At 70.4% G+C, this 12403-nt stretch carries 12 protein-coding genes; 8 read left to right on the top strand and 4 right to left on the bottom strand.

What is annotated here, in order from left to right:
* Nucleotides 1-11: 11 nt before the first annotated feature.
* The 4 genes from OG371_RS23090 to OG371_RS23075 are packed head-to-tail and all read left to right on the top strand — an operon-like array spanning nt 12 to nt 2599.
* Nucleotides 12-719, top strand: a complete 708-nt coding sequence (locus OG371_RS23090) for an SDR family NAD(P)-dependent oxidoreductase (protein ID WP_329072465.1) — start codon at nt 12-14, stop codon at nt 717-719.
* Nucleotides 716-1927 (top strand): YbfB/YjiJ family MFS transporter, encoded by a 1212-nt coding sequence (locus OG371_RS23085; protein ID WP_329072463.1) that lies wholly within the window; start codon nt 716-718, stop codon nt 1925-1927. Before OG371_RS23090 ends, OG371_RS23085 begins: the two co-directional genes overlap by 4 nt.
* On the top strand, nt 1924-2292 hold the full coding sequence (locus tag OG371_RS23080) for a YybH family protein (RefSeq protein WP_329072460.1): 369 nt from the start codon (nt 1924-1926) through the stop codon (nt 2290-2292). Before OG371_RS23085 ends, OG371_RS23080 begins: the two co-directional genes overlap by 4 nt.
* A gap of 13 nt (nt 2293-2305) precedes the next feature.
* The gene (locus tag OG371_RS23075; RefSeq protein WP_329072458.1) at nt 2306-2599 is read left to right on the top strand and encodes a muconolactone Delta-isomerase family protein; all 294 of its coding nucleotides are present in this window, start codon (nt 2306-2308) and stop codon (nt 2597-2599) included.
* A 107-nt stretch (nt 2600-2706) separates the two neighbouring features.
* Here OG371_RS23075 and OG371_RS23070 read toward each other — a convergent pair whose 3' ends face one another.
* Both OG371_RS23070 and OG371_RS23065 read right to left on the bottom strand, forming a co-directional pair.
* On the bottom strand, nt 2707-3606 hold the full coding sequence (locus OG371_RS23070) for a dihydrodipicolinate synthase family protein (RefSeq protein ID WP_329072456.1): 900 nt from the start codon (nt 3604-3606) through the stop codon (nt 2707-2709).
* On the bottom strand, nt 3603-4256 hold the full coding sequence (locus OG371_RS23065) for an FMN-binding negative transcriptional regulator (RefSeq protein WP_329072454.1): 654 nt from the start codon (nt 4254-4256) through the stop codon (nt 3603-3605). Before OG371_RS23065 ends, OG371_RS23070 begins: the two co-directional genes overlap by 4 nt.
* 54 nt (nt 4257-4310) lie before the next feature.
* Here OG371_RS23065 and OG371_RS23060 point away from each other — a divergent pair, with 54 nt between their 5' ends.
* Both OG371_RS23060 and OG371_RS23055 read left to right on the top strand, forming a co-directional pair.
* The gene (locus OG371_RS23060) at nt 4311-5642 is read left to right on the top strand and encodes an aminotransferase class I/II-fold pyridoxal phosphate-dependent enzyme (RefSeq protein WP_329072452.1); all 1332 of its coding nucleotides are present in this window, start codon (nt 4311-4313) and stop codon (nt 5640-5642) included.
* 45 nt (nt 5643-5687) lie between these two features.
* The gene (locus OG371_RS23055) at nt 5688-6956 is read left to right on the top strand and encodes a hypothetical protein (protein WP_329072450.1); all 1269 of its coding nucleotides are present in this window, start codon (nt 5688-5690) and stop codon (nt 6954-6956) included.
* A 6-nt stretch (nt 6957-6962) separates the two neighbouring features.
* Here OG371_RS23055 and OG371_RS23050 read toward each other — a convergent pair whose 3' ends face one another.
* Together OG371_RS23050 and OG371_RS23045 are read right to left on the bottom strand one after the other, a co-directional pair.
* Entirely contained in the window at nt 6963-7862 is a 900-nt protein-coding gene (locus tag OG371_RS23050) for a hypothetical protein (RefSeq protein WP_329072448.1), read from the bottom strand.
* Nucleotides 7859-8248 carry a hypothetical protein gene (locus tag OG371_RS23045; protein ID WP_329072447.1) on the bottom strand — a complete coding sequence of 130 codons (390 nt, stop codon included), beginning with the start codon at nt 8246-8248 and terminating at the stop codon, nt 7859-7861. Before OG371_RS23045 ends, OG371_RS23050 begins: the two co-directional genes overlap by 4 nt.
* Before the next feature lie 29 nt (nt 8249-8277).
* Between OG371_RS23045 and OG371_RS23040 the strand changes: the two genes are divergently transcribed.
* Both OG371_RS23040 and OG371_RS23035 read left to right on the top strand, forming a co-directional pair.
* Complete coding sequence (locus OG371_RS23040) at nt 8278-11295, top strand: CHAT domain-containing protein (RefSeq protein ID WP_329072445.1); 3018 nt, start codon at nt 8278-8280, stop codon at nt 11293-11295.
* Nucleotides 11296-11516: 221 nt separating this feature from the next.
* Nucleotides 11517-12392 carry a hypothetical protein gene (locus OG371_RS23035; RefSeq protein WP_329072443.1) on the top strand — a complete coding sequence of 292 codons (876 nt, stop codon included), beginning with the start codon at nt 11517-11519 and terminating at the stop codon, nt 12390-12392.
* The last annotated feature ends 11 nt before the right edge of the window (nt 12393-12403 follow it).

The following is a 12403-nucleotide window of genomic DNA, read 5'->3' as shown; positions in this document are numbered from 1 at the left end:
CAAGGAGATTCATGAACACCCAGAAGGTCGCCGTCATCACCGGCGCTTCGCAAGGCATCGGCGAGGCCCTGGTCGTCGCCTATCGCAAGCTCGGTTACGCCGTGGTCGCGAACTCCCGCACCATCACCTCGTCCGAGGACGCTGGGATCCTGACCGTCGCGGGCGACATCGCCGATCCGGTCGTCGGCGCCCGCGTGATCGAGCAGGCGCTGGCCGCCTTCGGCCGCGTCGACACGCTGGTCAACAACGCGGGCGTCTTCCTGGCCAAGCCGTTCACCGGCTACACCGGCGCCGACTACGACCTGGTGACCGGCGTGAACCTGCGCGGGTTCTTCGAGATCTCGAAACGCGCTATCACCGCGATGCTTGACGGCGACGGCGGGCACATCGTCAACATCACGACGAGCCTGGTCGATCACGCCAACTCCGCCGTGCCGTCCGCACTGGCGTCCTTGACCAAGGGCGGCCTGAACGCGGTCACGAAATCGCTGGCGATCGAGTACGCCGGCCGCGGCATCCGGGTCAACGCCGTGGCCCCCGGCATCATCCGCACCCCGATGCACCCGGCCGAAACCCACGGCGCGCTCGCGGAAATGCACCCGCTCGGCCGGATGGGCGAGACCGGCGACATCGTCGAGGCGATCGTCTACCTGGAGAGCGCCCCGTTTGTCACCGGCGAGATCCTGCACGTCGACGGCGGACAGAGCGCCGGGCATTGAGCGTCCACATCGGACCGGACACGAGGACGCGGCCCTGGTGGCTCGTCGGGCAGGCCGCCGCCGCGCTGGCAGCGGGAATGGGCGTCGGACGGTTTGTCTACACGCCGATCCTGCCGCTGATGCAGGCGCAAGCCGGGCTGTCACCCCAATCCGGAGCCGCGCTGGCGACCTCGAACTACGCTGGTTACCTCGTCGGCGCGCTGGTCGCGATCGCCGTGCCGGCCCTGGCGCGATCACGCGTGGTCTTACGCGGATCGCTGGTCCTGCTGGCCGCGTCGCTGGCGCTGATGCCGGCGACCCGCGCGGAGGAAATCTGGCTGGGCCTGCGGTTCGTCGCCGGCGTAGCGAGCGCGCTGATCTTCGTTATCGCCGTGAGCGCATTGCTGACGGGGCTGCGGGCCCACGCGCACCATCTCGTCGGCTGGGGCTTCGGCGGCGTCGGAGCGGGGATCGCGGTCTCCGGCGGCCTGGTCCTCGTCCTGCGTGCGACCGGCACCTGGCAGCAGGCATGGTGGAGCGCGGCCGGATTGACCCTGGTGTGCACGATTCTCGCGTGGCGGCTGCCCATCCCGGCCCACCGGGACGAGCCGGCCGCGGCACCGGGTGAGCCACGGGGCGGGACGCCCTGGTTCGCCGCACTGCTGACCAGTTACACGTTGGAGGGCATCGGTTACATCATCGCCGGGACCTTCCTGGTCGCGGCGATCGACCAGACCTCCTCCGGCTGGCTCGGCACCGGCGCGTGGGTGCTGGTCGGCCTCGCCGCCACGGCGTCCCCGGCGCTGTGGGCGTGGCTGAGCCGGACCTGGTCGCGGCCGTCCCTGCTGGTGGTGGCGCTGGCCGTCCAGGCGGTCGGGATCGCGCTGCCGGTGCTCGGCGGGGGCGCCCCGGCGGCGCTGCCGGCGGCGATCCTGTTCGGCGCGACGTTCCTCGGCATCAGCACGCTCACGCTGGCCGTCGGCGCGCACCTGCGGGTGGCGCGGGCGGTCGCGATCCTCACCTCCGGTTACAGCGCCGGGCAGATCCTGGGCCCGCTGGCCGTGACCCCGTTGCTGCACAACGGCTATCAGACGGCGCTGCTGGTCGGCGCCGGCGTGGTCGCCCTGGCGGCGATCGCGGCCGGCGCGCTGCGGCTGCGCTTCCCCCACGATTTCGGCCCACTGCCCAGCCGGGTCCGGGCCACTCGCGAACCAAGGAGACCGGCATGACCGAGAACGACATCCTCACCACCGCGCTCGACCAGTGGAAGTCCGCGGTCGACGCGCACGACCCGAAACGCGTCGCGACCGGCTTCACCGAAGACGCGATTTTCCAGGGCCTGCACCCGTACAGCGTCGGCCCGGACAGCGTGGCTGAGTACTACGACAGCCAGCCCCTCGGCCTGACCGCGGACTATTCCGTCCTTCAAACCCGGCGCCTCGCCGACGACCTGGTCCTCGGCTACCTCAGCGTCGACTTCGGCTTCACCGACCGGCCCACGCTGACCGTGTATCTCAGCGTCATCCTGCGCCGCACCGGCGAAACCTGGCTCATCAGCCACTACCAGGTCTCGCGACTCCCCGACCACAGCTGAAGGAGCGAACGTCATGGAATTCCTGGTCGACATGGTGACCACCGTCCCCGAAGGCATCACCGCGGAAACCGTCGCGGACACCAAACGACGCGAGGCCGAACGAGCCGCGGAACTCGCCGCGCAGGGCCGTCTGCTGCGGCTGTGGAAACCACCGGAGGCGCCTGGCGAATGGCGCACGCTCGGCCTGTACGACGCCGCCGACGAGGACGAGTTGCAGCAGGTGCTCGCCTCGATGCCGCTGCACAAGTGGATGGCCGTCACGATCACGCCGTTCACGCCGCACCCGAGCGACCCGGGCCGGGGCTGAGCCGTGCGGGTAGCGGCCCGGCTCGGTGTAGCGGATGACGCTTTCACCGCACCCAGCGCAGCGGAAGCGTCATCCGCTGCCCGGGCTCGGCGTTTCCGCCGACGGCGCTACCGCAGCGCCTCGTTCACCCGGGCAAGATCGGCGCCGGTGAGACCGAGCAACGGCCGTGGCAGGTTCGGCGAAGGCACCAGCCCTTCGCGCTCCGCAATCGCGGCCACCACACGCAAACTCCCGTAGCGAGCGAACAACGCCCAGACCGCGGCCAGCTGATCGGAAAGGCGGCGGGTTTCGTCGGCGTCGCCCCGTTTCGCGGCGCGCGCGAGGGCGAGGCATGGTTCGGGCCATACTCCGCCGAGCACGCTGTACCAGAGGTCGGCGCCGGCGAGCAGGCCGCCGGCGGCGGAGGCGTCCCCGCTGACCCCGATCGTGACCGTTTCCGGGATGACGCGGCGCAGACGGTCGATACGCTCGCGCGCCGCAGCCGGGTCCTCAGGAGTCGGCGGGATCTTGATCGAGGCCACGTTCGGCAGCGCGGCGATGCGGCTGTGCAGCTCGTCGCTGAACGAGAAGTGCGTAGTGCCGGGGTTGTCGTAGACGCAGAGCGGTACCGAAAGCTCCGCGGTCACGTCGGCGTAGAGCTGGTACACCTCGTCGTCGGTGAGCGGTTGGTACGACATCGGCGGGAGCAGCACCGCGCTCGCGCCGGCGTTCTGGGCGTTCTCCGCGTGGCGCAGCACTTCCGCGGTGCGCAACGCTCCGATACCGATGATCACCGGGGTCCCGTCGGCGGCCTGGACCGCCAGCTCCGTGACCCGACGACGTTCGGCGGTGGTGAGATACGCGTAGCTGCCGGTCGAGCCCAATGCGCCGACTGAGTCCACCGTCGTTGAATCCACCGTGGCCTGATGCAGGCGCGAGACAAGGCCGGTGAACGCGGTCTCGTCGATCCGCTCCTCGGTCATCGGCGTCAACGGGAAAGCGCTGAGCCCGGTGAACAGATTGCTCATCCGTTGTCCAGTCCGAGGGCGACCATCTGGGCCGCGGTCTCCTGCTCCGGCGGGGTGCCCTGCGCCAGCCCGCGGATGACGCCGCTGCGGTCGGCGGCGCTGCGGTTCTGGTTCAGCTTCGCCTTCGCCACCACGCGGGTGATCACCAGCTGGATCCCGACGATTCCCTTGAGCTGCGAAGCGATGAACCGGTCCGGCGCGTCGGAAACCTGCCACGGCGCCGGGCGGCCGCTCTCGTGGTTGTCGGTCAGCCGGGTGACGTGCTCGCGCAGCCAGTCGCGGTCGTCGTGCGCGTGCGGCCGGCCGTGGACGTACAGGGCCTCGTAGTTCCAGGTCGGCACCGCCTTCTGGGTCTCCTGCTTGCTCGGGTAGTACGACGGCGTCACGTACGCGTCCACGCCCGGGATGATCGCCACCGACTCGGCCTCACCGGCGTAGCGCCACTGCGGGTTCGGCCGCGCCAGGTGGCCGACGAGCGAGTGGCTCTCCGCGTCGTAGAGGAGCGGCATCGAGGTCACCTCCAGCGAGCCGTCCGGGGCGGGGGTGACCAGGTGGCCGAATCCGCCCTTGCTCAGCAGGGCCGCGGTGTCCTCCGCGGACACCTCGAACTGCTTGGGCAGGTGCATCGCGTCTCCCTCGTAGTTTGTCACGTGACAATCACCGTACGCGGCGGAGCCGGTTCTGTCACGTGCCATACTGGGCCGGTGACGGACCAGGCCGCGGAGCGCGCGCCGATCAGCGGGACCACGGCGGGGGAGATCTCCGAGAGCGTGCGGAACCTGGTCGGCACCGGCCGGCTGCGGCCGGGTGACGCGGTCCCGCCGATCCGCGAGCTGGCCACGGAACTCGGGGTGCACCGCAACACCGTGGCCGCGGCCTACCGCATGCTCGTCGCCGCCGGCGTGGCCGAAACGCGGGGCCGGCGCGGCACGGTCGTCGCCTCGCTCCCCCGGCTGGACGGGGAGGCGGCCGCGAACACCGAGCTGGTCGACCTCTCCAGCGGCAACCCCGATCCGTCGCTGCTGCCGGACATCGCGGCGGCGCTGGCCAAACTCGACTACCACCCGCAGATGTACGGGAGCCTCGCCGTCGAGCCGCGCCTGGCCGCGTGGGCGCGCACGACGTTCACGCCGGAGGTCGACGCGCCGTTCGAGGTGTCCGTGACGCACGGCGCGGTGGACGCCGTCGAGCGGCTGCTGGTCGCGCACCTGACCCGGGGCGACCTCGTCGCGCTGGAAGACCCGTGTTTCTACGCCAGCTCGGGCACCGTGCGGCTCAACGGTTTCCGCGCCGCGCCCGTGCCGGTGGACGCCGAGGGCCTGGACCCGCGCGCCCTGAAGTCCACATTGGACGCCGGGGTCCGCGCCGTGGTCATCACCCCCCGCGTGCACAGCCCCACCGGCGTCAGCCTGACCGCCGAGCGCGCGCGGGAGATCCGCTCGGTGCTGGCGCACTACCCGCACGTGCTGGTGATCGAGGACGACCACTTCTCCGCGATCTCCCGTCACCCCTACCACCGGGCGACGCCGGACACGGCGCGGCGGTGGGCGCTGGTGCGGTCGGTGGCGAAGTTCCTCGGCCCGGACCTGCGCGTCGCGGTGGTGGCGTCCGATCCGGACACCAGCGAACGGCTCGGCACCCGGCTGCGCCCCGGCGCGACCTGGGTGAGCCGGCTGCTGCAACAGCTTGTTGTCGAGCTGCTCGAATCGGACGCGGCGGCCGGGCAGTTCGCGCGGGCCCGCCTTGCTTATGCCGAACGGGTGGACACACTTCGCGCCGAGCTGGCGGCGGAGGGCGTGGAAACGCCGTTTCCGACCGACGGTTTCAACGTCTGGGTCCCGACGCCACATGGTTCGGCCGCACCGGTGGCCGCTTTGCGCGAGGCCGGCTGGTCGGTCCGGGACGGCGGCCCGTTCCTGACCCCGGCGAGCACGGCGTCACCGGGAATCCGCATCACCGCGGCGAAACTGACCCAGCCGCAGGCTCGCGAACTAGCACAACGGCTGGGCGCGGTACTGCGCTCGACGTCCGGCTGACCGAAACCGCCCCGGTGACGGGCTCCCGATCGGTACCCTGCCCGCATGCCTGCGTACACCTACCTGATTCAGGTGCTCCCTCAAGGCGGCGGCAACTGGGCCACGCTGCGGGAACCCCGCACCGGCGCGCCGTTGAGCGGCACTTTTGGGGTACTGGAGGCGACCGAGGAAGGCTTGACCGACGCGGCGATGTCCGCGATGGAGAGTTTCCGGAGGATGGGCCTCAAGCTCAGGATCGCGTTCTGGAAAGGCAGCCGGATCAACGAACGCCTCTACAGCAACGAAATCTGCTGCATGGTGCACGGCGACGGCGCCGTTGTGACCGCGGAGGAGATCCAGCAGCAGGTACAGAACGAGGAAAAAGCGAAACCCCGCGTCCGGACGGATTGCCCGCACGCCCCGCACGACGCCGCGTGTGGGCACGCCGGAACCTGTCAGGCGGTGCACAGCGGCGCTGACTGCCAGGCCGTGCGCCCGACCTGCCCGGCTTGTTTCCAGGAAGTACGTTCGACGGCGATTCCCGGTCTCGTCCAGGAGATCCGTCGCAGCGGGGAACTGCTCGTGCGGTGCTCCTCGTGCGAAGCGCTTTCCTTCGCGTTCGACGCCGGTCTGGTGTGCGAAACCTGTCAGTGGCTGGTGCCGGAGGTCAACGAGGAGCTGGAAGACCGGTTCTCCGCCAACGGCGGGGTCTTCGCGCCCTCCCCCGGCGCCTGCGCCGGCTGCAGCCAGCAGATGCCCGGCGCCGACCGGGCGTTCTCGCTCGATTGCCCGCGCTGCGGGACCAATGTCTTCCTGACCCTGGACAACGCCACACCCGGCGGCACGATCACCACGATGTGCCCCGACTCCGCCTGCGGCCAGTTCATCACCCTGCCGGCGACCATCTGGTGCCGGGAATGCGGGCAGACCCTGCGCTCACCGGAGGTGGTCCGGAAACTCACGCTGGCGGCGAACGAACCGCAGCTGCCCGATTCGGTCGATTCGCGCGAGAGCGAGGACGTCCGGCTCGCCCGCCGGCTGGCCAACGCGGCGGAATCACTGGACCGGCGCTATTCGTACCTCACCCAGGAGCAGAAGAACCTCCTCCACGACAAGGGTTTCCTGGACTCCCTGATCTCCTCGCCCAGCCCGCTGGCGGACTGGGTGCGGGACGCCGTCGAAATGCGGGCGATCGGCCACGAGCGCTATCGCGCGGGCGGCATGCGCGCACTGCAGGAAACGCATCAGCGGATCATGGAACTGGGCGTGGGCCACCGGGTCGCGGCCCGGACGGTCGAACAGTACTGGGGCGGCATCGGCGACTGGCTGAGCTGAGCCGCCTCAGCCGGGGAAGTCCTTTTTCCGCAGCAGAGCGGAGATCTCGCCACCGATCGTCGGAGTCAGCTGGTCCGGGCACGACACTTTCAGCTGCTCGGCCAGCGCCGGGCCGTACAGGTCGCAGGCCGATTCCACGAGTTCGCACAGGTTCCCGGTCGCCTGCCGGGCCCGCAGGACGCCGATCACCGCGAGGCAGAACGCGATGAGCAGCGCCGGGCCCCAGAAAAGCCCAGCCAGACCGTAGAGAATCGCCCAGGCGACCGTGACACTCGATTTCTGGTAAGCGGTCTGCGCGACGGCGAGATCGTTTCTCGCCGACTCCGGCGCCACCAGCCACAGCCTCGGCCAAACTGCGGTCAGGTCCAGGCCGTACGCCCGGTGGATCCGGAGCCCGGCGGCGGACCAGCGATCACCGATCCAGGTCGGCCGCTCCGGCGGCTCGAGGCTGATCGCGTCCCGCCGGGCCATCGCGTCGCGGTACTCCGGCCCGGCCGTGGTGGCCGACTCGTCGACCGACTTCAGCACGTCGATCCGGCGCTGCGTGGCGACGCCCTGAGCCGCGTTCCACCTGCGGGCGCGCAACTGCCGGAGCCATTTGACCGGAACCCGCTGGCCCGGCCACGACCAGGCGCGCCGCAACGCGGTGGCCAGGCCGATGGCCGTCAGCCCCGCGACCGCGCTGCCGAAGAGCGCGCCCGCCACCAGCAGCAGGGCCTGCCCGGCCGAACGCGCGCCGGCCAGCTCCCGTACCAGGGACTCCACCGCGCCCAGGTCGACCGCGTGCGCCCAGCCCAGCCGTACGGCCAGCACCGCGCAGCACAGCCAAAGCAGCCCGGGGACCAGCAGGCTCGCCAGCCACCGGTCGACGATCTTGACGCTGAGCTGCTCGAGGAAGCCGGTCACCGGCTGTCCACCGAAATCCAGGCCAGCGCGTCGCCGGTGACCGCGCACTGCGGCGAGCCCTCCAGCTCGACGCGGCCGCAGCGGTGGGGCTGCGGGCAGCGCCAGCCGGTGACGGTCCGGACTCCCGGCCCGCCGTCCGGCAGCGGCCGGAATTCGCGGGTCGGGTCCGTGACCCCGTCCAGACCCGTTTCTCCCGCGGCCTCGTCGATCGCGTCGAGCAGCGCCGCCAGCTCTCGAGGTGCGCCGGCGCGGATCGCGTCGGCCAATTCCGCCCAGCCGCGGCCGGGGAATCCCCCGCTTTCGATCTCGGCTCTCAGACCGGGATCCGACTCGAGGCCTGCGCAAAGCACGCCGACGCGGCGCAGCTGGGGCGTAAGATCCGGCATGCCGTGATCCTCGCACGATTCTGGGACTGATGGACGCAACCGAAGAGAAGCTGCGCACGCGGGTCATGTACCTCCGGTGGCAGCTCGAGGGGACGTCCCAGGCCCATCCGGAACGGGCGGCGCGGCTGGCCGAGCTGACCGGGGCATTGCTGCGGTTCTTCACTCGGACAGGGGAAATCCAGGCGCTGCGCGAAGCCGTCACGACCGGCCGGACCGCGGTCGCACTCACCGCCGCGGACCGTCCCGAGTACAGCCGTTACGTGGGGGAACTCCGTCAGCTCTTGCTGCTGCTGTTCGAGAACACCACCGATCTCGACCCGCGAAGGCTCGAGCAGGCGGTGCGGTGGTCGCGTCCGTTGCCGGGCGAACCGGCCCCCGACAGTGATGCTGCCGCCGGATTGGCCGAGCTGGCCGCCGCCTTCCGAAGGGAATTCGACCAAACCGACGACCTGCCGACGTTGCGCGACGCGGTCGCCACCGCTCGTTCAGCCGTCGCGGCGGTCCGGCCGGACGATCCACTCCGCGACTCGTACCGGGCCGATCTCGCGTCGCTGTTGTGGCTGCTGGCCGGACGCGAGGGTGAGCCGGCGGCGCTGGACGAAGCCGTGCGCATCCTGCGGGAGCCGGCGAACCCGCGCGACGCTCGGCCACAGCTGCTGTCCCTTGTCCTGAAACGGAAGTACGAGCTGACCGGGGATGTCCAGGCGCTGCGGGAGGCGGTCGACGTCGCTCGTTCCGCCGTCCGCGAGGACAGCGCGCGGGCCAAGGCAAACCTGGCCGACGAGCTGCGGATGCTGTCGGAAAGAACAAGCGACCTGGCGATGGCGCGCGAAGCGGTGGGCCTCGCACGCGCTGCGGCGGAAGAGGTTCGGGAAACCGAGCCGGACTGGGCGGAGATCCAGTCCATCCTGGCCGCCTCGTTGACGAATCTGGCCGCGCGGACCGGTAACGGCCTGACGCTGGACGAGGCCGTCCGGGAGGCGGGGAAGGCGGCGAACGCGACCTCGCCGTTCCATCCGGATTACCTGGCGCGGGTGAACGTGCTCCACCGCGCGTTGACCGTGCAGTACGCGAAGTCGGCGGATCCCCCGCTGCTGGACCGGATCGTGGCGGTGGCCCGTGATCTGGCCGGCACCGCGCCCGCGGACCACCCAGACCGAGGGCGGTACCTGGCGTATCTCAGCGGCGCCCTGCGCGAGGTTTTCCTGAGCCGGCGCGAGAACAGGGTCGAAGACCTGCGGGACTCGGTCGAGTTCGCGAGACAGGCCGTGAAGAGCACCGCGCCGAACCACCCCGATCGCGCCGCCATCCTGTTCGGCCTCGGCGACGTGCTCAGCCTGTTTTACGCCCGGACCCGGGACAGTTCCGCGCTGCGCGAATACACCCGGGTCAATTCCGCGCTCGCGAAAATGACCGGCACGTCGGCGGGCCGGCGCATCGCCGCGGCCCAGCGAGCCGCGAGCGCGGATCTTCGGCTCGGCCGCGTCCGGCACGCGGTGGAGCTGGTCGGGCTCGCCACGGAATTGCTGCCACAGCTGGGTTTCCGGGATGTGGACCGCGCCGATCGGGAGCACCGGGTCAGTGCCGCGCACCGGCTGCCCGCGACCGCCGCCGCGGCCGCCATCGCCGCCGGCCGGCCCGGATACGCGGTCGAACTGCTGGAGCAGACGCGCGGGATCGTGTTCTCCGGAACCCTGGACACGCGCGAGGACGCCGCCGAGCTGAGGCGGGCCGCACCCGGCCTCCTGCCGGAGTTCGAGGAGCTGCGCGACCGGATCAACGACGCCGATCACGAGATCGCGGCGGCTTCGTTCGGCGAACCGCCTTCACGCGAACTCGCCGCGCGCCGCGAGGCCCTCAGCCGGCAGTGGGATGACCTGCTCGAACGGATTCGGCAGCATCCCGATCTGACCGGCTTCCAACGGCCGACGCCGATCACCGAGCTTTGCCGGCACGCAAACAAAGGCCCGATCGTCTCGGTGGTGGCCGACGAATCGCGCGCGTATGCCCTGATCGTCCGGAACGATCCCGCCGACCCGGTGCACGTCGAGGAGCTTCCCCCGGCGGTCACGAGGGATTCCGTCCTCGACAAGGCGGAGGTTTTCCGCCAGGCACGCAGTGTTGCGCTCGACCTGAACCAGCCTTCGCGCGCACGGCGCGAGGCTCAGCCGCGGATGCTCGAGATCCTGGCTTGGATCTGGGAAAACATCACCGAGCCCGTGCTGCGGCGGCTCGAGTACACCGAACCGCCGGCGCCCGACAAGCCCTGGCCCCGAGTTTGGTGGTGCCCAGTCGGCGTGGTCACCATGCTGCCCCTCCACGCCGCGGGGCGCCACGGTTCGGCGGAGGGCACCGATTCGCTGCTCGATCGGGTCGTGAGTTCCTACACGCCCAGCATTCGCGCGCTGGCGTACGCCCGCCGTCCCGGCCCGGAAACGACGTCCGCACTGGTCGTCAGCGTGCCGGAGGCGCCGGAAAGCCCGCCGCTCACCGGGGCGGCCGAAGAAGCTGACCTCTTCCGCGAATTCATTCCCACGGCGACGATCCGTCCGGCGGCCGACGCTCCCGTGCGCCGTGAAAACGTGGTCGAGTTGTTGCGCGAGCACGGAATCGTCCATTTCGCTTGCCACGGTTACGCCGACCTGAACAACCCGTCCGCCAGCCGGTTGCTGCTGCCCGACCACACCACCGACCCGTTGACGCTGCACGCCATCACCCGGCTGAAGCTGAATGGCGCCCAGTTGGCGTATCTGTCCGCCTGCAGCACCACCGAGACGAATCAGGAACAAGCGGACGAAGCCACTCACCTGACCGCGGCCTTTCAGCTGGCCGGCTATCGCAACGTCGTCGGCACGCTCTGGCCCATCAACGACCAGGCCGCACTGAAGGCCGCCCGGGCGTTTTACGAAGCGCTGACCTCCGGCGGCACCAAGCCACCCGATCCGGACGCCGCGGCGCCGGCGTTGCACCACGCGGTGCGCACGATGCGCGCCGGGAAACCCGCGCTCCCCAGCCGTTGGGCGGCTTACCTGCACTCGGGCGCCTGAGCGGTACCGCCTTCCGGGTTGTGCTTGCCGGGATCATTCGGTGGCGTGGTCACGGACACGGGCGGTACCCTCCGGCGATGGGGTTTTTCAAGCGGTCCGCGCGGAATACACCAGCAGCCAAACCACCCGCAGCACCGGTGAAACCGCCTGACCCGGCAACTCCTTCCACGCCGAGGCCGAGCCCTGACGGACGCTCGGTCACCTTCTCCAGCGACGCGGCGATGGCGGCCTGGAAACGGAAAGTCGCCGAGTTCGGCCTGACCGTGGCGGGCGTGGAATTCAACGGGCAAGCCAGCTACCTGACGTTGCGCGGGCCGGATGAGGAACGGGCGAAGGAATTCCTGGCGGGCGAATTCGTCGACCGCGAGCTGTACTACGTCGTGGTGGAAACCCCGGACGGGGTGTGGGGCGTCGACATCGAGGGGCTTTACCTGGAGAACCTGCGACCCTGGCAGCTGGAGGCCGATTCCGCGGACTGCCGGGTGCCCGCGGGCTCGATCGCCGGCCCGTCGAGCGCGGTCCAGTCGACCATGCGGGGCAAGCACAACAACTTCCTGGTCTGGGTGGGCTGCGGGCGCTGCGAGCACCGGTGGATCGACGGGGTCCGCTACCAGGACAAGACCCTGACCCGCTGCCCGAACTGCCGGGCGAGGAATCTGGTCGATTCTTCGAATATCACCATGTACTTGATCGACGATTCACCACAGCCCACCAGCCCGCTGTCCACCAGCGGCAGCGCGGCGCCGGACCATTCGGCGGACGAAGAGCGGCGAGCGCAGGTCTCGGCCCGCCTCGCTTCGCTGATGGACGCCAACCAGCGGCACTTCGGCAGCCTCCCCGACGAGCAGAAGGCGCTGGCGTCGGACTGGCGTCAGCTCGACGCGATCATCGCCGGCGCGGTGACCGGCTGGGAGTCCCCGCCGGACTGGCTCGCACGCGTCCTCGAAATCCGCAAGATCGGCCACCAGCTCAATCGCGAGGGCGGCGTCCGGCTGATGACGGAGACGATCGCGCAGGCGGAACGGGTGAGCGAGTTCCAGTTGATCGAGGCCGTCATCCCCCTGTTCTGGCAGGGCATCGGCGAATGGCGGGGGTGAGCACGCCGAGA

This window comes from Amycolatopsis sp. NBC_01480 (assembly GCF_036227205.1).
In the GTDB taxonomy this organism is placed as follows: domain Bacteria; phylum Actinomycetota; class Actinomycetes; order Mycobacteriales; family Pseudonocardiaceae; genus Amycolatopsis.
This window is presented reverse-complemented; position numbering and strand designations above follow the sequence as displayed.